17 protein-coding genes are annotated in these 20,836 nt (G+C 61.4%); 10 read left to right on the top strand and 7 right to left on the bottom strand.

What is annotated here, in order from left to right:
• Positions 1-58: 58 nt before the first annotated feature.
• Complete coding sequence (locus I6L47_RS04745) at positions 59-802, bottom strand: phosphatase PAP2 family protein (protein WP_139495365.1); 744 nt, start codon at positions 800-802, stop codon at positions 59-61.
• A 248-nt stretch (positions 803-1,050) separates the two neighbouring features.
• On the opposite strand from I6L47_RS04745, the gene I6L47_RS04740 reads away from it, so the two are divergent.
• The 9 genes from I6L47_RS04740 to I6L47_RS04700 all read left to right on the top strand — a co-directional run bounded on the left by I6L47_RS04740 (position 1,051) and on the right by I6L47_RS04700 (position 11,328).
• A complete protein-coding gene (locus tag I6L47_RS04740) occupies positions 1,051-2,172 on the top strand; it encodes a 4-phosphoerythronate dehydrogenase (protein ID WP_216948788.1) in 1,122 nt (373 codons plus the stop codon).
• Positions 2,173-2,365: 193 nt separating this feature from the next.
• On the top strand, positions 2,366-3,382 hold the full coding sequence (locus I6L47_RS04735) for an aspartate-semialdehyde dehydrogenase (protein WP_005344937.1): 1,017 nt from the start codon (positions 2,366-2,368) through the stop codon (positions 3,380-3,382).
• Between the two features lie 271 nt (positions 3,383-3,653).
• Positions 3,654-5,858 (top strand): FimV/HubP family polar landmark protein, encoded by a 2,205-nt coding sequence (locus tag I6L47_RS04730; protein WP_216948787.1) that lies wholly within the window; start codon positions 3,654-3,656, stop codon positions 5,856-5,858.
• A 198-nt stretch (positions 5,859-6,056) separates the two neighbouring features.
• Positions 6,057-6,866, top strand: coding sequence for a tRNA pseudouridine(38-40) synthase TruA (gene truA, locus I6L47_RS04725; protein ID WP_075113053.1), 810 nt, complete (start codon positions 6,057-6,059; stop codon positions 6,864-6,866).
• Positions 6,867-6,985: 119 nt separating this feature from the next.
• Complete coding sequence (gene accD, locus I6L47_RS04720; RefSeq protein WP_005333765.1) at positions 6,986-7,849, top strand: acetyl-CoA carboxylase, carboxyltransferase subunit beta; 864 nt, start codon at positions 6,986-6,988, stop codon at positions 7,847-7,849.
• 2 nt (positions 7,850-7,851) lie between these two features.
• Positions 7,852-9,111, top strand: a complete 1,260-nt coding sequence (gene folC, locus I6L47_RS04715; protein WP_216948786.1) for a bifunctional tetrahydrofolate synthase/dihydrofolate synthase — start codon at positions 7,852-7,854, stop codon at positions 9,109-9,111.
• A gap of 74 nt (positions 9,112-9,185) precedes the next feature.
• Positions 9,186-9,986 carry a cell division protein DedD gene (dedD, locus tag I6L47_RS04710; protein ID WP_216948785.1) on the top strand — a complete coding sequence of 267 codons (801 nt, stop codon included), beginning with the start codon at positions 9,186-9,188 and terminating at the stop codon, positions 9,984-9,986.
• Positions 9,987-10,156: 170 nt separating this feature from the next.
• On the top strand, positions 10,157-10,474 hold the full coding sequence (locus tag I6L47_RS04705) for a heavy metal-binding domain-containing protein (protein ID WP_005333757.1): 318 nt from the start codon (positions 10,157-10,159) through the stop codon (positions 10,472-10,474).
• A gap of 251 nt (positions 10,475-10,725) precedes the next feature.
• The gene (locus tag I6L47_RS04700) at positions 10,726-11,328 is read left to right on the top strand and encodes a hypothetical protein (RefSeq protein ID WP_216948784.1); all 603 of its coding nucleotides are present in this window, start codon (positions 10,726-10,728) and stop codon (positions 11,326-11,328) included.
• 100 nt (positions 11,329-11,428) lie between these two features.
• Here the strand turns inward: I6L47_RS04700 and cysG are convergent, their stop codons facing one another.
• The 5 genes from cysG to I6L47_RS04675 form a co-directional block, all read right to left on the bottom strand.
• On the bottom strand, positions 11,429-12,820 hold the full coding sequence (cysG, locus tag I6L47_RS04695; RefSeq protein ID WP_216948783.1) for a siroheme synthase CysG: 1,392 nt from the start codon (positions 12,818-12,820) through the stop codon (positions 11,429-11,431).
• 197 nt (positions 12,821-13,017) lie between these two features.
• On the bottom strand, positions 13,018-14,028 hold the full coding sequence (asrC, locus tag I6L47_RS04690) for a sulfite reductase subunit C (protein ID WP_040066440.1): 1,011 nt from the start codon (positions 14,026-14,028) through the stop codon (positions 13,018-13,020).
• A gap of 11 nt (positions 14,029-14,039) precedes the next feature.
• Positions 14,040-14,879 (bottom strand): anaerobic sulfite reductase subunit AsrB, encoded by an 840-nt coding sequence (gene asrB, locus I6L47_RS04685; protein ID WP_216948782.1) that lies wholly within the window; start codon positions 14,877-14,879, stop codon positions 14,040-14,042.
• 1 nt (position 14,880) lies between these two features.
• A complete protein-coding gene (asrA, locus tag I6L47_RS04680) occupies positions 14,881-15,939 on the bottom strand; it encodes an anaerobic sulfite reductase subunit AsrA (protein ID WP_216948781.1) in 1,059 nt (352 codons plus the stop codon).
• Between the two features lie 200 nt (positions 15,940-16,139).
• Entirely contained in the window at positions 16,140-16,982 is an 843-nt protein-coding gene (locus I6L47_RS04675) for a patatin family protein (RefSeq protein ID WP_042080448.1), read from the bottom strand.
• 265 nt (positions 16,983-17,247) lie between these two features.
• Here I6L47_RS04675 and I6L47_RS04670 point away from each other — a divergent pair, with 265 nt between their 5' ends.
• Entirely contained in the window at positions 17,248-18,273 is a 1,026-nt protein-coding gene (locus I6L47_RS04670; protein WP_216948780.1) for a S66 peptidase family protein, read from the top strand.
• A gap of 64 nt (positions 18,274-18,337) precedes the next feature.
• Here the strand turns inward: I6L47_RS04670 and I6L47_RS04665 are convergent, their stop codons facing one another.
• Positions 18,338-20,593 (bottom strand): LTA synthase family protein, encoded by a 2,256-nt coding sequence (locus I6L47_RS04665; RefSeq protein WP_216948779.1) that lies wholly within the window; start codon positions 20,591-20,593, stop codon positions 18,338-18,340.
• Positions 20,594-20,836: the final 243 nt, after the last annotated feature.

The raw sequence follows: 20,836 nt of genomic DNA, 5'->3' as shown, positions 1-20,836 counted from the left end.
AAAGCGCTGGCTTGTCCTCCCATCCCACGCAGGATGCCGCGCCAAGATGGCGCCGGATTCAATATCTGTGCAGCCACCAGCGGGCGGCAATCAGCGCCGTAAGTGTACCCAGCAGGGCGCTGGCCAGCACATCCACCGGCCAGTGCATTCCCATTACCATGCGCGACAGACCAACCCCCAGCGCCCACAACGGCAGCAGCCAGACGCCTGTGGGGGCGCGGGCCAGCCAGATAAGGCCAAAGAACTGGGCCAGGCTGATGGCGGCGATGCTGTGGCCGGAGGGGAAGGCGTAGTTCACCTCGGCCTGCCAGTGGTGGCCGAGCCACTCTGGCAGGGCCAGCAACTGGCTGGCGGCGTGAACCTGTTCACTGCGCACATCGACGCTACTGGCGTAGAAGTGCTTGATGGCCGGGATCAGCGACTGACTCTCCAGCCAGAGCAGATAGGGTCTGGGCTCTTCGGTCAGGTGCTTGATCAGGCTTTTGAGCACCCAGTCGCTGGCAAGCAGGGCCGACAGTGCACACCCCAGCGCAATGAAGGAGGCCCACTCCAGTCTCAGTTTGTAGCGAGTCAGCATCAGCAAGAGGGCGCCACTGACCCCGATCCCGGGAAGATCGACCATGCGGGTGAGGGCGTATGACCACCATAACCAGCCTGATTGCAGGGAGCCGGTCAGAAAAGGCTGCCAGGGCAGGGTGGCGAGCAGCAGCAGGGGCAGGATCAACAGGGCAGTGAAGCCAAGCACCTGGCTGCGGGTGAGTGAGGCGGTTGACGTTGGGAGCGACGAAGCGTGTGGCGGCATGGTGGGTATGGGCGATCGCGAAAAAAGAGGGGCATTGTGCCACCGTGACATGCCCGGACAAAGCCGAGCAGCACGTTTGTTACCTCTGCTTACACATTTGTGGCGACATCCTCTGTTTTAGCGGGTTGATGGAGAGGCTGCCGCGCAATGTGGTCCCGTTTCGCGCCGGATTGCATCACAGGCTGAAATCTCTGGCGGCTTTGCGCTAGAATGGCGCCCCCGTGGCGGTTGTGACCAAAGAGAGCCCGATGAAGATAGTCGTTGATGAGAATATGCCCCATGCCGTGGAGCTGTTTGCCGAATTTGGCGAGGTGGTCGCCTTGCCCGGACGGCAGATGCAGGCCCGCGATCTGCTGGATGCCGATGTGCTGCTGGTGCGTTCGGTCACCCGCGTCAACGGCGATTTGCTGGCGACCAGCCCCAAACTCGGGTTTGTCGGCACCGCCACCATAGGCACCGACCATGTGGACAAGGCGTTGCTGGCAAGCCGCAATATTCCCTTCTTCAGCGCCCCCGGTTGCAACAAGTATTCGGTGGGGGATTATGTGCTCTCCGCCCTGTTGGTGCTGGCGGAACGTTACGAACTTGACCTCTCGGCCATGACGCTGGCGGTGATTGGCGCGGGCAATACCGGCGAGTGTGTGGCTGGCAAGGCCCAAGCGCTCGGCATGCGGGTACTGCGCTGCGATCCACCCAGGGCGCGGGATAATCCCGCTGGCGGTTTTGTCGATTATCACACTGCGCTGCAGGCTGATATCGTCAGCTTCCATGTGCCCATTACCCGTGAAGGGCCGGATGCGACCTACCATCTGCTGGATGCCGAGCAGATTGCCGCGCGTCCTGCCGGGCAGATCCTGATCAACGCATCCCGTGGCGAGGTGTGGAATAACCGGGCCCTGCTGGCGCGTCAGTTGGGCGATAAGCCGTTGCGACTGGTGATGGATGTGTGGGAGAACGAGCCCGAGCCACTGGCTGCGTTGGTGCCCCATACCGAGATTGCCACCCCCCATATCGCCGGTTACAGCCTGGAGGGGAAGGCCCGCGGTACCTGGATGCTCTATCAGGCGCTCTGCCAGCAGCTTGGACGCCAGCCTCGTCAGGATTTGAGTAAGCTCCTGTCTGCCCCCGATGTGCAGGCGGTGGTGCCGGGCCGCGCACCGGATCAGGCGTTGATCAAGCAGCTGGTGCATCTGGTCTATGATGTGCGTCGCGATGATGCCCGTTTCCGGGCCCGACTCGGCCTGCCCGGCAGCTTTGACGAGCAGCGCAAACACTATCCCGAGCGCCGTGAACTATCCTCCCTGCAGGTTGAGGGGGCGTTTGCTGACCTGGCGCTGGGTGAGCTGGGATTTGCGCTGTCACGCCCCTGAATCGGGGACTAGGAGTTGGAAGATAACCGGAAGGGGTGAGCCGTACTGGCTACCTCGACCCCATTTTTTACTGAGCTGGCGCAGATACTACTGCGCCGGCTCAGCCATATCTGGCAGCGTCATCTCGCAGCGCGAGCGCCTGCCGACCATGGCGCTACCCGGCGCCATTGCAGCATTATCAGAGGAGAACAGAATGAGCCAGCAGTTTAACGTAGCGGTATTGGGTGCCAGCGGCGCCGTGGGTCAGGCGATGATCGAGATCCTGGAAGAGCGCGAATTTCCGGTAGCGACCCTCTATCCGCTGGCTTCCAGCCGCAGCGCCGGTGATACCGTGCGCTTTGGCGGCAAGAACCTCGAGATCCTCGATGTGGAGGAGTTTGACTGGAGCCAGGTGCAGATCGCACTCTTCTCCGCCGGTGCCGAGGTCTCTGCCAAGTGGGCGCCGATTGCTGCCGAACACGGCTGCATCGTCATCGACAACACCTCCTGCTTCCGTTACGACGAAGATATCCCGCTGGTGATCCCGGAAGTGAACCCGGATGCGCTGGCCGATTTTCGCAATCGCAACATCATCGCCAATCCCAACTGCTCCACCATCCAGATGCTGGTGGCTTTGAAGCCGCTGCACGACGAAGTGGGCATTGCCCGCATCAACGTGGCCACCTATCAATCCGTGTCAGGCTCCGGCAAAGAGGGGGTCAGCGAGCTGGCAGGTCAGACCGCTCATCTGCTCAACGGTCGTCCGGTGGAACCGACCCTCTATCCGCAACAGATCGCCTTTAACCTGATCCCGCAGATCGACAGCTTCACTGACAACGGCTACACCCGCGAAGAGATGAAGATGGTATGGGAAACCCAGAAGATCCTGGGCGATGCCAGCATTGCCGTGAATCCGACTTGCGTGCGGGTGCCGGTCTTCTACGGCCACGCCGAGGCGGTACACGTCGAACTGCACCAGCCGCTCGATGCCGAACAGGTCAAGGACCTGCTGCGCAATGCGCCGGGTGTGACCCTGTTTGATGACGAAGGGGACTATCCGACCCCGGTGCGTGACGCAACCGGCAAGGATGAGGTGCTGGTGGGCCGGGTACGCCAGGATATTTCTCACCCGAGTGGTATCAATATGTGGATCGTGGCCGATAACGTTCGTAAGGGCGCGGCAACCAACAGTGTACAGATTGCCGAGCTGCTGGTTCGCGACTATCTGTAAGGCTGGTCAGATGCCACAGATGCGCAGCAGGGAGTGCTGTGCATCCGTCCTGTGATCAAACCGGGGTGTGACCCATGCCGCACTCCGTCACTTCAAGATTCTGTTGCGATATCAACTGATTAAGTTTTTTCCTACACTCAGGGTCAAGTTGGGTGCTAAATGTGTCGGACTGCTGGCTTGCCAGGCGAGCCTGATTTATATTGAACCGACTGTTTTGGGGTAACTATCCAGATTTTTCAATGTGATAGGGCCGTCATACGAAGGAACGAATATGGGACATTCCCGCATAACATTGGCAACGCTACTCGCATTGGGTCTGCTGGGCACCGTCCAGGCTGAAGACTCGGCGCGGGAGCCTTTTTTTGTCGAGCTAAAAGGCCCTGACGAACCCGCACCTCCCGCCGTCAATTCCCAGCCGCTGGCGCAGCCGGTCGCCAGACCCGTGGCGCAACCAGTGCGTGCAACCGCCCAGCCGGTGGTGCGTCAGGTTACTGCCAATGCCGGTAGCTATGGCCCTGTTCGTCCGACCGATACCCTCTGGAGCCTGGCGAGCAAATATCGCCCCTCCAATCGGGTCAGCGTCTACCAGACCATGGTGGCGATTTACGAGAAGAACCCCCGCAGTTTTGCCGATGGCAATATCAACCACATTCTGGTGGGATCCCGCATTCTGCTGCCGACCGCGGCCGATGCGAGCGTCATCACTGATGCTCAGGCCCGCGCCAAGTTCCGCAGCGACAACGCCAGCTGGAAGGGGTTAAGCCCCAAATATCTGGCTGACAAGCAGGCCCATACCGCCAAGCCGGCTGCCGCCAAACCCGCGAAGGTTGAAGCCGCCAAGACCGAGCCGGTGAAGGCTGCGCCTGCGCCGCTGCCAGTGGCGAAAGCCGCCCCCATTCCCGCCCCGGTGGTGGCACCGCAACCGGCGGCTGAAACCAAAGAAGTGGCCAAGGTGAGCGAGCCAGCGCCGAAAGAGGCGGTAGCACCTGCTCCTAGCGCTGCAGAAGGCACCACCCCGGCGCCTCTGCCTTCCGATCTGGATAAACCGGTGGGCAAACCGGCCACCGAGATGGCGCTGGCACTGGAAGATGCCAATGCCCAGCTCGGCCAGGTGACCGAGATGAACCACAGGCTCAAGCTGCGTCTGCAATCCCTGACCGAAGAGGTGGAGACCCTCAAGGCCCAGCTGCAGGATCAGACGGCGCTGCAAAAAGAGATTGCCGAGCTCAAGGCCCAACCGGTCCCGCCGGTGGTAGCCGAGCCTGAGCCTGAGAAAAACTGGTTGATGGATCTGCTCTCCTCACCGCTAAACCTCGCCATGATCATTCTGCTGCCTGTGCTGCTGGTCTTGGCGCTGGTGACCCTGTGGCTGCGTGCCCGGGCCCGCCGCGAACTGGAAGAGCAGGAGAAGAGCCTCTCCGAATCCACCGCCATGATGATGGATCAGGAGCAGAGCGAGTTTGATGATCTGCTGAGCGTCGATGTGACCGACAACGAGCCGGTGCGCCCGGTGCCGGATCTCAACACCCCGGATGGCTTTATGCCGATGGAGCCTGACGAGCCGGCCGCCAAGCCGGATGTCGATCTGGTGTTCAGCGACGAGGGCGAGATGGAGCAGCAGGGCTTTGAGCCCGAGCGGATGGCGGCCCAGCCAGCCAGTCGTGACCCGGATCTGGTGCCGGATCTCGATCTCTCGCTGGATGAGCCCATCGCGCTGGCCAACGAGCCCGCCATGGATCTGGCCAGTGAGTTCAACCCCAAGCCCAAGGCTGCTGACGAGATCATGAGCGAAGAGGAGCTGCAGGCAGCCCTGTTTGCCGAGCTGGATGCGGATCTCTCAGCCGACCTCGAGCCCGATTTGAGCTCCATCGACGAAGTCGGTGCCGCTGACGACGATCTGGCCAGCTTCGATCTCGGCGATTTCGGCAGTGCCCTCGACGAGCCTGCTGCTGGCAAAGATGATAACGCCATTGATCTCAGTGCCGCAGAGGATGCCGACGAGAGTGCGGATGCCATGCTGGCCGAGCTCGGTCTTGAGCCTGTCAAGGCGAAAGAAGCGGAGCTGGATCTGGAGTGGGATCCCAACGAGTTGGCGCTCTCCGATTTCGAAGATGCGTTCGCCGAGGTGGAGTCTCATCCGGCAGATGTTCAACCCCGTGAGCAGGCGCAAGAGAGCGGCTACGTCGAGATCGACAAGCTGCTGGCCGAAGCGGATGCCACCGCGCCGGAGCAGGAGCCGTATCAGGGCTTCTCGCTGGATGTGGGGCTGGATGGCTTCCCCGAGGTGCTGCCGGAATCCACCGGATTTGACGTGGATGCCGACGACGGCGGTGTGGGTGCCAAGCTGGATCTGGCCCGTGCATACCTCGAGATTGATGACAAGGATAGCGCCCGCGAGCTGCTGCAAGAGGCGGCGGAGCAGGGCAGCGATCACCAGCGTGCCGAAGCCGAGAAGTTACTCAAGCGGTTGGGCTAAAGCATCTCCCATCACGGGATCAGCAAAACGGGGCAGCCAGCAGGCTGCCCTCTTCTTTTGGCGATTTGCGATGGGGGATCATGGCCGCGCAGGCTCGCTATCCAGGCCAATTGCGCGTGTGGTGGGACTTTTCAGGCTGAGCGCGTATAATCCGCCCCGTTTCTTTCACTGCGTTTTCACAACAAGACAAGTTTATCCATGCGAATTGCCCTAGGTATTGAATATGACGGCAGCCGGTATTTCGGCTGGCAGCGTCAGCGTGAAGTGATCAGCGTGCAGGCTGAACTGGAGACGGCTTTGAGCCGGATTGCCAACCACCCTGTCTCCATCCAGTGTGCCGGGCGCACCGATGCCGGTGTCCATGCGACCGGTCAGGTGATCCACTTCGATACCGAGGCGAACCGTGCCGAAGGGGCTTGGACCCTGGGGCTCAATTCCAACCTGCCGCCGGATATCGCCGTGCGCTGGGTCAAGCAGGTGGACGAGAGCTTCCACGCCCGCTTCAGCGCCACCGCCCGTCGCTACCGCTATGTCATCTACAACCACAACTACCGTCCGGCGATCCTCGGCAGTGGCGTCAGCCACTACCACGAGACCATCGATGCCGAGTTGATGCACCAGGCGGGCCAGAGCCTGCTGGGGGAGCACGACTTCAGCACCTTCCGTGCCGTCGCCTGCCAATCCAACACCCCGTGGCGCAATGTGACCCATCTGTGTGTCAGCCGCTCCGGCCCCTACATCGTGCTCGACATCAAGGCCAACGCCTTCCTGCACCATATGGTGCGCAACATCACCGGCTCCCTGCTGCTGGTGGGGCAGGGGCTCAAACCGGTGGAGTGGATTGCCGAGGTGCTGGCTGCTAGGGATCGCAATCTGGCCGGGCCGACCGCCAAGGCCGGTGGCCTCTATCTGGTTGACGTGGATTACCCGGCCGAGTTTGCTCTACCGCAGTTGCCGCTCGGCCCGCTGTGGCTGCCGGACTCGGCACCGGGTACGACCAGTTTTTAGTAACTGCGCCCGAAAAATTGTGGTTTAATGACCCGTCATTTGTTGCCATCGAGCTATTAAGTCATTGAACAATCTAGGCTCGATGCGTTTTGTCAGGCACAAAAGCATTAAGGAATTCCATGAGCTGGCTTGAGAAGATTCTTCCCAAGAGCAAGATCACTGCGCCCCGTCGTCACAACATTCCGGAAGGGGTGTGGACCAAGTGCAGTGCTTGTGAACAGGTGCTCTACCGGGCAGAGTTGGAGCGCAACCTCGAAGTGTGCCCCAAGTGTGATCATCATATGCGCATCAGCGCCCGCGCCCGTCTCGAGAGCTTCCTCGATGAGCAGGGTCGTACCGAGATCGGTGCCGAGCTGGAGCCGCAGGATGTACTGAAATTCAAGGATTCCAAGCGCTATAAGGATCGTTTGTCTGCTGCTCAGAAAGAGACGGCGGAGAAAGATGCGCTGGTGGTGATGAAAGGGACCCTCAAAGGGGTACCGGTTGTCGCCTGTTCGTTCGAATTCTCCTTCATGGGTGGCTCCATGGCCTCCGTGGTCGGTGCCCGCTTCGTGCGTGCCGTCGAGGAGTGCATCAAGGAAGGCCGTGGCCTGGTCTGCTTCTCCGCCTCTGGTGGTGCTCGCATGCAGGAAGCCCTCTTCTCCCTGATGCAGATGGCCAAGACCAGTGCTGCGCTGGACCGACTCACCAAGGCGGGCCTGCCCTATATCTCCGTGCTGACCGACCCCACCATGGGTGGCGTCTCTGCCAGTCTGGCGATGCTGGGTGACATCAACGTGGGCGAGCCCAAGGCGCTGATCGGCTTTGCCGGCCCGCGCGTTATCGAGCAGACCGTGCGCGAGAAACTGCCGGAAGGCTTCCAGCGCTCCGAGTTCCTGCTGGAAAAGGGTGCCATCGATATCATCATCGATCGCCGCGAAATGCGTAACCGTCTGGCCAGCCTGCTCGCCAAAATGCTGAATACTCACGTCATCGAAGAGTGAAGATGAGTTCAAACATGCAACAATCCCAAAGCCGGTCGCTTGTCGACTGGCTTTCTTATTTGGAGCAGATCCATCCGGTCAATATCGACATGGGGCTGGATCGGGTCGGTGCCGTTGCCCGGCGCATGGGTCTCACCCAGCTACCGTTCAAGGTGATCACGGTGGCGGGCACCAACGGCAAGGGCTCCAGCTGTGCCATGGCGGCCAGCATTCTGATGGCCGCAGGCTACAAGGTCGGCGTCTACTCCTCGCCCCATCTGCTGCGCTTTACCGAGCGGGTGCGGGTCAACGGGCAAGAGCTGCCCGACAGCGATCACTGCGCCGCCTTTGCCGAGGTGGAAGCTGCTCGTGGCGAGATTGCCCTTACCTTCTTCGAGTTCGCCACCCTGGCTGGCTTGTGGCTCTTCTGCCGTGCCGCCCCCGATGTGCTGCTGCTGGAAGTGGGACTGGGCGGTCGGCTCGACGCCACCAATGTGGTGGAGTCCGATGTGGCGATGATCACCTCCATTGCCCTCGATCACTGCGACTGGCTGGGTGATACCCGCGAAGCTGTGGCGGTGGAGAAGGCTGGGGTCTATCGCGCTGGTAAACCCGCCATCAGTGGCGAGCCCAATCCGCCTGCGACTATCGCGAGCGAAGCGGCGCGTCTTGGCGCCAACCTGTGTCAGGTCGGTATCGATTTTCGTGGCGATGAGCACGAGAGCGGTTGGGATTATCACGGCCTCAACCAGTGGCGGGATCTGCCAAAACCAGTGCTGCCGCTGATGAACGCGGTGACCGTGCTGGCGGCGCTGGAGTCTCTCGGCTTGCCGCTGCCTGAGTCCGCCATTCGTGACGGGCTGGCCAATGCCCGGCTGGCTGGCCGGATGCAGCAGTTGCAAAGTGCACCGCTGGTGATCGTCGATGTAGCCCACAACCCCCATTCGGCAGCCTATCTGGCAGCGCAATTGCGCAAGATGCCCTGCTCGGGTGTACGCCGCGCCGTGGTCGGCATGCTCAAAGACAAGGACATGGCGGGCTCCCTTGCCGAACTCGATGGCTTGATTGGCGAGTGGTATCTGGCCAGCCTCACCGGCCCGCGCGCCGCCACCTCTGCGCAACTGGCTGCGGCGTTGGGAGAGGGCAAGGGGCCTGCCAGGGAGTTTGATGATGTCAGCGCCGCTTATCAGGCAGCGTTGGCCGCATCGAGTCCGGACGATATGGTCATTGTGTTTGGTTCGTTTTACACTGTCGCCGACATTCTGGCGGGTGTCGCCGTCTAGGCCACACCCCGGCTCCCCGGCCCTCGGGCGGGGAGCCAAATCGCATATTGAGTTACGTAAAGGTAGGATTCAACTTGGCCTCGAAGTTTCAAAACCGTCTGGTGGGCACCGTCATCCTGGTGGCCCTGGTTGTTATTTTCCTGCCGGACTTGCTGGATGGTCACAAGCTGGCACAAAAGGAGGAGGCCTTTGCCAAGATCCCGCTGCGCCCCGAGCTGGAGCCTGCCAAGCCTGCGCTGCAGGTCTCGGCGGCCAGCAGCCTGCCAGCCGATCATCTGGCCAGCCAGCAACAGGCCTCTGCGGCCCAGCAGTGGCAAGTGGAAGAGGTGGCTGACCCCATGACCCTCGCCGGTCAGGGCAACGGTGCGCAGCCGGCGACAACCCCTGCCGCACCGGCACCGGTTCAGCCGCAACAGAATGCCCAACCCAAGCCACAGCCCAAGCCGGAAGTGGTGGCCAAAAAATCGGTAGAACCGCCAAAGCCAGCACCCAAGCCGACGCCAGCCAAACCGGTTGAAGTGGCCAAGGCGCCCGCACCGACCAAGCCGCAGGCGGGTCAGATCAAGTCCCTCGACGATCTGATTGAAAGCAAGATGACCCAGCCGACCACTCCCGCGCCTGCTGCGGCACCGGCGCAGGGCAGCTGGATCCTTCAGCTTGGCGCCTTCAAGAACGTCGACAGCGTCAACGCGCTGGTGAGCAAGCTGCGGGCGGCGGGCTATTCTGCCCACACCTCGCCGCGCACACCGGTGCAGGGTCAGCTCAACCGGGTCTTTATCGGACCGGATGTCTCCAAGGCCAAACTGCAGGGGATGCAGGGGCGGATCTCCCAGATGACCGGCCTCAGTGGCTCGGTGGTCTCTTACAATCCGTGACGGCTTGCCGTTGGCAATGGCCCTCTGAAACAAACACCGCGCCCCGTGCGCGGTGTTTTTTATCTGGCCGTCGTGATTTTTAAGGACGGCGTCGTACAGGTCACCCCCCGGTTGGGATTTTCGGGCAGTTGGGGTAGTCTGAGCCCTTCTGCTACTCACAGGAGTTCAAGATGATCCTCTCGACGACCCCCACGCTGGAAGGCAAAACCATTCGTGAATACCGCGGCATCGTGGTTGGCGAAGCCATTCTCGGCGCCAACATTTTCAAGGATCTCTTTGCCGGGATCCGCGACATCATCGGCGGCCGCTCCGGCGCCTATGAAAAAGAGCTGGCCCGTGCACGCGAGATCGCCTTCGATGAGTTGAAAGAGCGTGCCGCCGCCCTTGGCGCCAATGCGGTGGTCGGCATCGATATCGACTACGAAGTGGTGGGGCAAAACGGCAGCATGCTGATGGTCAGCATCAGTGGCACCGCCGTGGTGGTCTGATCGGGCACCCGCCTCTGCATGGGCAATGAGCCGATAACAGGGTTATCGGCTTTTTATTGCCTGTCTGATACGTGGCGGCTGGCGGGGTTGTCACTCAACCTATTGATTTTAAATATTTATATTTATTAATAATTCCGCTAACCGGTTTTATTTTTTTTCACTGGGTAGCCCGAGAGGGTCAAGCTAGAGTGCCGCCATCAGGAACGACACTGCTCACGGACGAGGTTCTCTTCTCTTGAAGGCGTATCACTATGAATCAAAAACCTGCTCTGCTGACCCTTGTCATGTTGGCCATGACCGCCCATGCCGGCAGTGCCCTCGCGGCGCAGCCCAACTTCAGCGCCACTTGTCCCACCGATATCCGGGTCAAGTCGCAAGGGGGCAACGTCTTTATCAATGGCAAGAAGGCGACCCTGAAAACACTGGCGCCCGCCGCCTATTCGGCCACAAACGGCAAGGTGGTCATCGGGATCACCTTCGATCTGCCCGCCAGCGAACCCATTCTGGATTACGTCATCAAGCATGATCGCCGGGCCCACGGCTTTTGCACCGTGCACGCCTGGTCGGCGGGCAAGGCCGCCGCACTGCCGATGGCCAAGGGGGACTCGCCCTATCAGGGCAAGTGGATCGCCAAAAACCGCGAGACCGGCGCCACGGTGGCCAATATTCAGGTGGATGGCAAGGAGCAGGTGTGGGTCAACGGAGTCAAGGTGAAGGCGAAACGGGCCGATGGCGCGCTGCAGTTTCGTCAGGGCACCATCCTCTACACCTTGCAAGGGGATCCGCGTATTCGCGATGAGAGCGACTGGAATGACAGCGATGTTCAGAATACCGGCCCCATCCGGCTCGAGTAACAGACGTGCCGTGCCACGGCTGGGTCATTGATGCAAAAAGCAGAGAGCGGCATGGCCGCTCTCTGTTTTGTTGTCTCTATTGGGTGATAGCCGTGCGGGGTTAGATGCCGTGGATGGCGTTGGCTTCCCCATACCAGTCCAGCTTGTCGGCCAGAGTGACCACCGAGCCGATGATGATAAGACTCGGGCTCTTCACCTGACGGGCCAGTTCGGCCAACTGCTGCAGCTCGCCGCGCACCACCCGCTGACTGAGCTGGGTGCCTTGCTCCACCAGCGCCACCGGGGTGTGACCGGGCATACCGTGGGTTTGCAGCGCATCCTGAATGCGGGCGGCGTGGGCCAGCCCCATGTAGAAGACCAGGGTCTGGCGTGGGGCGGCCAGCGCCGACCACTCCTGGGCGATATTGCCCTCCTTGTCGTGGCCGGTGATGAACTGCACCCGCTGGGCATGATCGCGGTGGGTGAGGGGAATGCCGCTGTAGGCGGCGCAGCCTGAGGCTGCCGTGATGCCCGGTACCACCGAGAAGGGGATGCCCGCCTCGGCCAGGGTTTCCAGCTCCTCGCCGCCCCGGCCAAAGATAAAGGGATCGCCCCCCTTGAGCCGCACCACCTGTTTGCCGAGGCGAGCCTGCTCCAGCAACAGCTGGTTGATCGCCTGCTGGGGCACACAGTGGCGGCCCGCCTCCTTGCCAACAAAGATCCGCTCGGCATCCCGGCGAACAAGCGCCAATACCTCCTGCGAGACCAGCCGGTCATAGACCACCACATCCGCCTGCTGCAACTGCTGCAGACCGCTTAGGGTAAGCAGTCCCGCATCGCCGGGGCCAGCCCCCACCAGGGTCACGCTTCCCTTGCTCTGTGGTTGCTCATCGAGTAGCTCGGCGACGCTCTGTTCGGCAGCTTGCTGCTGGCCGCGGGCCAGTTGGCATGCCAGTCGCTCATGGCTAAAGAGCCGCTCCCAGAAGCGGCGGCGGGCCAGCTTGTCCGGAATGAGTTTGACCCGCTCGCGCAGCTTGCCCGCCAGCACCGCGAGCTGGCCGAGGTGCTGCGGCAGCATGGCTTCGAGTTTTTCCCGCAGCAGGCGGCTCAGTACCGGCGCCGTGCCTGCGCTGGAGATGGCCACCATCAGCGGCGAGCGGTCGATGATGGCGGGCATGATGGCGCTGCAGTGGGCGGGAGAGTCCACCACATTGCAGAAGATCTGACGCAGGTTCGCTTCGTTGAAGACCTGCTGGTTGACCTCTTGCTGGTTGGTGGCGGCGATCACCAGCCACTTGCCATCGAGCAGTTCGGGATGAAAATCGGCGGCGCAGACAGTCAGGCGACCCTGCTCGGCCCAGCTCATCAGCTGGGGTTCCAGATGTGGGGCATTGATGGTGATCTTCGCCTTGGCATCGAGCAGCAGGCGCGCCTTGCGCACCGCCACCTCACCGCCGCCGACGATCAGGACCGGCTTGTTTTGCAGCTGACAGAAGAGAGGGAGAAAGTCCATAACAGGCTCCGGATGCTGGCCCGCTCGCAATGCCGCGCCGGGCGAGATAGCAGGGCGCGCCGTGACGCGGCCCGGATGGTCGGAGGAAAGATCCCCCGACGGGAATAAAAAAGGGGAAGGGTGATCTACGCCCGGGCCAACGACAGATCCCCACCGGTGTCGGCCACTTGATCACGCTTCCCCAAACGAGGTTTTTCCTATTGCACCGCTTTGACGTGCATGTTGGCGACGTACTGATCTTCGGCCCAGAAGATGCGGTCAGCGACCATGGCTTCCGGGTTGAGGGTGACGCCGCGCAGCACCCGCTCCTTGAACTTGTGATAACCGGCCCGGTCGATAAGGTGACCCATGTGCAGGTAGATGGGTTTGCCATCCAGCATCTCGGCCTCGAACTCGAACAGGTTCTTGATCACCGCATGCAGCACCTCTTCGGTCACCCAGTTGAGGAACAGCTTGCCGGTACGAGGGGTCTTCTTGCTGGTGCGTCCCCCCAGCTTGACCATGTAGAGCTGCTTGGGATCCCGCTGCCAGGCCAGGGTCGGGCAGGCCAGCACGCACTCGCCACAACCGATGCACTTGCTCTCCTCCTTGACCGCCTTGCCATGCTTGATGGCGAGGCAATCCACCGCATGGTGGCTGCACGCCTTGACGCAGGCGCCGCAGCCGATGCAGCGCTCGGCATTGAAGTGGATCTTGGCGATGCCGAGGATGCCGAAATCGGCCATGTTGGCCTTGGCGCAGTCGTTGGGGCAGCCGGCGATCACCATCTTGAGGTGATAGGGGTTGGGGTAGAGGTGCTTCTCCATCCGCTGAGCCAGCCCGGTGCAGTCGATATTGCCCTTCTGGCAGATGGTGTTGCCCTGACAGGCGACGATGTTGCGCCCGCCGATGGTCTGGTAACCGGCTGTTGTGTCCTCTACCTCGATGCCGCAGGTCTCCACCTCGATCTCCTTGATAAAGGGCTCGAGGGCGGCATTGACCTTGTCCATGTCCTGATACTTGATGCCGGGCATCGCCAGCTTCTGGCGGGTGGTGAGGTGGATCAAGCCGTTGCCGTACTGTTCGGCGATCTGCTGGGCCACTGCCAGCAGGTGGGCGGGCATGATCCCGCCGGGAATGCGTACGCTGATCATCGCTTCGCCGCGCACCTTGGAGAGGCGGTATTCGTTCTTGGCGCGGGCCTTGATGATGTCGATATCGAGACTCATGGTGTTCTCCCTCAGTCGATCAGATGCTGGGCCTGGTCAAAACGAAAGACCGGTCCATCCACGCAGATATAGGTGTCGCCCATCCGGCAGTGGCCACACTTGCCCACGGCGCAGGCCATGCGGCGTTCGTAGTCGACCCAGATGCGATCCTTGGGGATGCCCCGTTCGAGGAAGGCGAGCACCACGAAGCGGATCATGATGGGGGGGCCGACCACGATCACCTGGATATCCTCCTTGTCAGCGAGATCCAGCTGGTCGATGTAGTCGGTGACCCGGCCGATGCGAAACTGCTGGCTCTCCTTGCCCTCGTCCAGGGTGACAATGAGGTTCTGCTGCTCGGCCCAGAGCGGCATCTCGTGGCGATAGAGCACCGCCTGCTCGTTCTTGAAGCCGAGGATCATGTCGAGGGACTTTACCTCTTCCGGATGTTTGCTGAAGCGGCGCAGCAGCCCCTTGACCGGCGCGACGCCGGTGCCGCCCGCCACCACGATGAGGTGCTGGTTGCGGTAGGTCTCCAGCGGATAGCCGTTGCCGTGGACGCCGCGCATCCACACCTTGTCGCCCACATCGAGGGCAAACAGCGCATCGGTCACCTTGCCGACCTTGCGGATCAACAGATCCACATAGCCATCGCCATAGTCGGAGACCGAGATGGGCGCTTCGCCGACGGTGGGCAGGGAGATCTCCACAAACTGGCCGTAGTGGACATCAAAGTCGCGGGAGACCCGAAAGTTCCACTCCAGCTCGGTGTGGCGCTCGATGGCCAGAATGGTGTAGGCCTTGGGCAGCAGGCGGTTTTCGACCACGTCCTGCTGCGGTTCTGCTGTTGCGGTTTGCTGGCACTGGCACATATCAGTTCGCCCCCTGCGCGTTGTCGGCTGCGATGGTCTGTTCGACCACATCGGTCATCTTGTTGATGATGTTGCTAAAGGAGATGTAGTGAGGGCAGCGATCGTCGCAGCGGCCACAGCCGACGCACATGTGCTCCTCCCCCTGACGGGCCTTGTAGTCGTTGACCTTGTGCAGGGCGCGATAACGCAGGCGCTCGCCATGCTTGGTGCGAAAGCCGTGGCCACCGGCCATGTCGCTGAAGCCATCCACCATGCAGCTGGCCCACTGGCGACGGCGCTCGCCCTGCTTGGGGTTCTCCGCATAGGTGAGGTCGTGCACGCTGTAGCAGCTGCAGGTCGGGCAGGAGGTGGTACAGCGGCCGCAGCCGATGCAGCGGCTGTCGTACTCGGCCCAGACCGGATGGGCGGTGAGGATCTGGCGGATCCGCTGGGGGTCGTCACAGACGCTGTCCGGGGTGCGTACCTTGACCGGGTTGCTCTGGACAAATTCCGGGGTGAAGTCGTCGGATTCGCCCAGTTCGGCAAAGTAGCCGAGCAGCTCGGGATCCTTTACCTCGATGCGGGCACCCTCATCGCTCAGACGAATGGCGGCGGCGTAGTCCTGGGTCTCGTTGCTGCCCATGGAGACGCAGAAGCAGTTCTCGAAGCTCTCGCGGCACTCCAGCAGCACCAGCTTGAGCTTGCTGCGCAGCCGGGCGTAGTAGACGTCGCTGTTCTGGCCATTTTTCAGGTAGACCTGATCCAGCCTGCGCAGAGCGTGGATATCACAGCTGCGCAAGAACAGCAGGGTGGGCTTGGCCTCCACCTTTGATTCGCGCAGCTCCAGATTGTCGAAGTGGAACAGGGTCTGGGTGATGGGGAGCACCACCTCTTTTGGGGAGAAGTGGGACTTCTCCTGCCACACCAGATCTGCCGGATGGCGGATGCTGTGGTAGGTGACGTTGTCGGTGTCGGAGAAGCGGCCGCCCCGATATTCGGCCGCGGGCGCCATGATCCGGTAATCGGGCTGCAGCCGCTCGAACAGCTGCGCCAGCGCGGGATGAGTGAGAAGAAACGACATAAATAAACACCTTGTATGAGGGTGAGATGCCCTGGCATAGGGATGAGGAGCAAGCAGCTAAGAGTGTCTGGCACCGGTTCTGGCCGCGCTTGCCTCGCCACGGTCTGTTTTTATGACTCATGTTGCTCAACTGACCCGATTGTTATTGTGTTGGCGGCGCGTGCGTCGCGGCAGGTCGGGTCATGCCTGTAAAACCCTTATCAATTGAGCAGGGCGGCCTGATAGCCTGCGCACTTGCCCATCACGTATCCCATCTCCAGCTTGTTGATATCGCGGGTAAAACGGGAGACGGGGAAGTAGTCGGCCGGGGCGATCACCTCGATCTGGCAGTCATCCGGCGGATTGGCGATAAAATCGAGCGCCTCGTTGTAGCTGCGATCCCGCTGCTCCAGCGCCTGTGCCAGCGCGGGGCGGGTCTTGAGCAGAGTGCGGATCATCCAGGGGAAAGGCATCGGCTTGAGCCGATAGCCGAGCGGCTCGGAGAGGATCACCGTCAGGTGACGGGCACCGCGGCGGTAGGCCTCGATCACCGGGATGGAGTCGGCCACCCCGCCATCTGTCATCGGTACCCCGTGTACCTCCGGGTACTCATGGGAGGCGAGGGGAATAGCGCAGCTGGCGGGCAGCACCTCGTTCATGTTCTCCGGCTTGACCCGGATGTACTCCGCCTTGCCGGTCAGGGTATTGGTCACCACCGCATAGAAGGGGATGCCGGTCTCCCGGTAGGCATGAATGTCGAGGGGATACTTGCGGCAGCTGGTGTTCCACAGCCAATGGATATCCACCAGATTGCCCCCCTTGGCAAAACGCAGGGGATCCATAAACTGCTGGCTGCACGCCAGTTTGGTCAGGATCTCGTGGCTGCGGCCATGCTGGCTGGCGAGATAAGCCAGCAAGTTGGTGGCCCCCGCCGAGACGCCGATGGCGAAGTCAAAGGGGCGATAGTCATGCTCGATAAACGCATCCAGCACGCCGCTGGCAAATATGCCGCGCATGGCGCCGCCTTCTACAACCAATGCGCTGGGGGATGCGTTTTTGTTCATGACAGGCACCTCATTGATAAGTCAGAGAGAAAAAGTGGGAAAGAGAACGTCCGGGCTGTCAGGCCGACCGTTCTGACAACCAACCGGGGTTGGCCATCACAATGAGGTCATTCTAGGAAGGGGATGGTGTTTAGAATATCTGTTAATAATGAATCAAGTGTTTTGTATTTCTAAACGATAGTGATAAACCCGTTGTGATCAAAGGGGTTGTGTAGGAGTCTCAACGACTCTGTGATGGCTGGATATTGGCAAGGATGAGTGTGTCATGACGTTATTGGTTCCCCCGCTGCTCCAACGTGGCGATACCATCGCTTTTTTCTCCCCCTCCAGCGCGGCGACCGCCTGGGCTCCCAACCGTTTTGCCCGCGCCAGAGCCTTTCTTGAAGGGCAGGGCTTTAGGCTCAAGGCGGGCAGCCTCACCGGCCAGCAGGATCACTGGCGATCAGGCTCCATTGCCGCGCGGGCCGAGGAGCTCAATGCCCTTATTCGCGACCCGGAAGTACGCTGCATCATGTCGGTGATTGGCGGCAGCAACTCCAACTCCCTGCTGCCCTACCTCGATTTTGAGGCGCTGAGGCGCGACCCCAAGATCATCGTTGGCTACTCCGATGTGACGGCGCTGCTGCTCGGCATCCATGCCCAAACTGGCCTGGTTACCTTTTATGGCCCGGCGCTGGTGGCCTCTTTTGGCGAGTTGCCGCCGCTGGTGGATGAGACGCTGGCCAGTTTTTTACAGATTGCGTTGGCCGACTTGGCCGATGAAGCTGGCGTCCCCTGCACGTTGCCCACCCCGGCAAAGTGGAGCGATGAACGGCTGGACTGGGAGAACCAGACCCGGGCCAAGCAGTGCCAGCCCAATCGGCTGATCTCGGTGGGCTCAGGCCGGGTTGAGGGGAGACTGATGGGCGGCAACCTCAACACCATGGCAGGGATCTGGGGCTCTCCCTGTATGCCGCCCATCGAACGCGGTGACATTTTGCTGCTGGAGGACAGCCTGAAATCTGCCGAGACGCTGGAGCGATCCTTCGCCCATCTCAAGCTGTGCGGGGTGTTTGATCGGATCGGCGGTCTTATCCTCGGCAAGCACGAGTTGTTCAACGATCAGGATAGCGGCAAGCGCCCCCTCGATATCCTGCTGGAGGTGGTGGGGGAGCCGAACTTCCCCATTCTGGCGGAGTTTGACTGCGCCCATACCCACCCCATGCTGACGCTGCCGCTGGGTATCGAGGTGGCGCTTGATCTCGACCGCCAGCAGCTCACCTTGCTGGAGCCATGGTGGCTAGCAGAATGAGGGCGAAATCAATGTCCAACAACAAGGCCGCTGATGCGGCCTTGTCTGTTTTTGTGGGGCGTGATCAGGGCAGGGCATCGGGCCGGAAGCTGGCGCGGATCTGCGGCACCAGGCTTGATGGGTCGAACCCTTTCTCCTCCCCCAGCACCGGATGGAGCAGGGGCTTCTCTTCGATGGGGGTGATATCCCCCGCCAGCAGCTGGCGGGTGGCCTGACCCATCTGGTAGAGCTGGCGTACCGGCGCAAACTGGGTCGCCAGATTGAGGGGATCATCTGCGCGGGTGAAGGCCATCATGGGGATCTGGTAGGTGGCATCGCGTGCCGGCTTGTCACCGTGAATCCCCTTGCCGGCGGACATCAAAAACGGCTGGTGATCGCCAAAGGCCACCACCAGATAGCGCTTGTCCGACTGGTCGAGGGTCTTGAGCAGCCGCTCCAGCGAGGCCATGGCATCCACCACCCCTGTGTAATAGGTGTTGAGTAACTGGGTGTCGCTCTCGCTCTGGTTCGGACAGGCGCCGCTGCGCTCCTGCCCCTGATAGCGGGGGCCATCGAAGGGGCCGTGCCCCTGCATGGTGACCGCATAGGCAAACAGCGGTTTGTCATCCTGTTCGCTGCGCTTGAGTATGTGGTCGATCAGCGCATCATCGGAGATATAGAGCCCCTTGTGCTCAAGGGTGGTAAAGCGGGTGTCGAACAAGCGCTCATCATACCCCAGCGCCGGGATTGCCTTGGCGCGGCCCCAGAATTTTTCCACATAGGGGTGGACGAAGAGGGTCTGGTAGCCGCTCTGTCTGGCGCTCTGGGCCAGCCCCGGCACCTGCTGCGAGAGGTAGTAGTAGGGCACCACCCCCTGCTTGAGCAAGCCCACCGGCAGGCCGGTGTTCATCTCGAACTCCGCCAGTACCGTCATGCCGCCGGTGGTGGGGGAGTGGATGGTCTTTTGCCACTGCTGCACGCTGGCGGGCAGGGAGAGGGTGGGGGCCGGGGCGCAGATCCGCCCCTTCCAGTCGAGCCAGAGCGACTCATATTGCAGCACGATCACCAGATCCCAGCGCGGCGTGATGCCTTGGGGCGGATAGCTCAGCTGCGGGGCCAGCTCGTTGATCTGCAAGGGGTAGCGAAACACGCTGCCGCTTTGCAGCATCTCGTCCACCAGATTGAACAGATAGAGGCCGGGGCCGGAGCGGATGATGTCCCTGTGGTAGTTGACCGCGCGATCCACGTAGCGAATGTTGGCCCCCAACAGCTTGTTGCCGGTCTGGGTGGCAAACACGCACAGGGCAAAGAAGGCGACGGTGGCCGCGGCAGTGCGCAGCACCCAGCGTGACAGGGCAAAGCGCCAGCAGAGAAACAGTGCCAGCAACACGGTGAAGATGGGCAGGATGGGGTGCTGGTCGAGCAGGATCCGCAGCAGCGCCAGCAGGTTGCCAAAATCGTCCCCGCCGAGCGGCACGCCGTAGATGGCGATCTTCATAAAGTTGGCGAGCAGGCCTATACCGGAAAGTGCGGTAAAGACCAGCCCCATATAGAGGTTGAAGCCCGCCAGCGCGCAGAGGCTCCAACCCAGCACCATGCTGCCCCAGGCCAGATAGTAGTGCTCCGGCCGAAAGCCTGACCAGAGCAGAAACTCCCCCAGCTTGAACACCACGAAGCCGTGCAGCAACACGAAGGTGAGGTTGCCGAGCAGCAGGCTGCCGATGATCCGCCAGCGCAGGCTGCGGCGCAGCTTTGGCAGCACCGTCTTGAGCACGGCGGCGCTCAGGGCCAGCACCAGGGTCAGGCTCACCACCAGATAGGTGAGGTTGAAGCCCTGCTCCGGCAGGGTTTGCAGGATCTGGCTGAAATCGCCGCTCTCGGGGCGATCCTTGAGCAGCAGACCGATGCGCAGCTGATAGCGGCTGGCCAGCGCGTCATCCGGGGCGCGCAAGGTGCTGTTGAGATCCAGCGAGCAGCGGTTATTGCGGCACACCTGACGTTTATCCACCGCCTGACTGAGCTGGTCAATCCGCTCCCCCTTGTCGTTGAGCAGCTCTACCCGCACCTTGTCCCCCGCTTGCAATGGCCCTCGCAACTGCCACTGGCTCCGTACCACCAGATAGAGGCCGCGGCTGTCGCTTTTATAGAGCAGGGCGTGGCGGGTGAGGGTAGCCAGCGGATTGTCGGCGGGGCCCAGCACCAGCGGCTGGGCACGGCCCAGCCAACTGCCGGGATTGATCAGCGGCAACAACAGGGTCAGCAGCAGCAATCCGCCCAGCAGGGCAAGCAGCAGAGAGGGCAGACTCAGAACGCGGGGGCGGCCTGAGGAGGGGCGATTCATATAAGCTCATCCTTTGAGCGAGTGAGGGAGAGATTGTTCATCCGCATAGAGTTTGACCCGATGGTGCGGGCCTTGTTTCAGCTTGTCAATTTAATGACCACTTAATGAATATTTGGTTACGGCTCAACCTTGCAAATTGTGATCCCGATCGAGGGGTTGTTCGGAATATGTGATGAAAGCGTCATCATGGGGTTTTGCCACTGGCTTGGGAGGGATCTGCTGTTTAGTCTCTCGATAGCGACT

The sequence above is a fragment of the Aeromonas sp. FDAARGOS 1417 genome (assembly GCF_019046985.1).
Taxonomy (GTDB): domain Bacteria; phylum Pseudomonadota; class Gammaproteobacteria; order Enterobacterales; family Aeromonadaceae; genus Aeromonas; species Aeromonas veronii.
The sequence above is the reverse complement of the archived record's forward strand: the minus strand, read 5'-3'. Positions and strand labels throughout refer to the sequence as shown.

Coding starts and splice junctions, on each gene's coding strand:
- asrB (WP_216948782.1), bottom strand. CDS start 14,879: ATGTGCCAGTGCCAGCAAACCGCAACAGCAGAACCGCAGCAGGACGTG.
- cysG (WP_216948783.1), bottom strand. CDS start 12,820: ATGGACTTTCTCCCTCTCTTCTGTCAGCTGCAAAACAAGCCGGTCCTG.
- accD (WP_005333765.1), top strand. CDS start 6,986: ATGAGCTGGCTTGAGAAGATTCTTCCCAAGAGCAAGATCACTGCGCCC.
- I6L47_RS04670 (WP_216948780.1), top strand. CDS start 17,248: ATGACGTTATTGGTTCCCCCGCTGCTCCAACGTGGCGATACCATCGCT.
- truA (WP_075113053.1), top strand. CDS start 6,057: ATGCGAATTGCCCTAGGTATTGAATATGACGGCAGCCGGTATTTCGGC.
- I6L47_RS04675 (WP_042080448.1), bottom strand. CDS start 16,982: ATGAACAAAAACGCATCCCCCAGCGCATTGGTTGTAGAAGGCGGCGCC.
- asrC (WP_040066440.1), bottom strand. CDS start 14,028: ATGAGTCTCGATATCGACATCATCAAGGCCCGCGCCAAGAACGAATAC.
- folC (WP_216948786.1), top strand. CDS start 7,852: ATGAGTTCAAACATGCAACAATCCCAAAGCCGGTCGCTTGTCGACTGG.
- I6L47_RS04700 (WP_216948784.1), top strand. CDS start 10,726: ATGAATCAAAAACCTGCTCTGCTGACCCTTGTCATGTTGGCCATGACC.
- I6L47_RS04665 (WP_216948779.1), bottom strand. CDS start 20,593: ATGAATCGCCCCTCCTCAGGCCGCCCCCGCGTTCTGAGTCTGCCCTCT.
- I6L47_RS04745 (WP_139495365.1), bottom strand. CDS start 802: ATGCCGCCACACGCTTCGTCGCTCCCAACGTCAACCGCCTCACTCACC.
- I6L47_RS04705 (WP_005333757.1), top strand. CDS start 10,157: ATGATCCTCTCGACGACCCCCACGCTGGAAGGCAAAACCATTCGTGAA.
- asrA (WP_216948781.1), bottom strand. CDS start 15,939: ATGTCGTTTCTTCTCACTCATCCCGCGCTGGCGCAGCTGTTCGAGCGG.
- I6L47_RS04730 (WP_216948787.1), top strand. CDS start 3,654: ATGGGACATTCCCGCATAACATTGGCAACGCTACTCGCATTGGGTCTG.
- I6L47_RS04735 (WP_005344937.1), top strand. CDS start 2,366: ATGAGCCAGCAGTTTAACGTAGCGGTATTGGGTGCCAGCGGCGCCGTG.
- I6L47_RS04740 (WP_216948788.1), top strand. CDS start 1,051: ATGAAGATAGTCGTTGATGAGAATATGCCCCATGCCGTGGAGCTGTTT.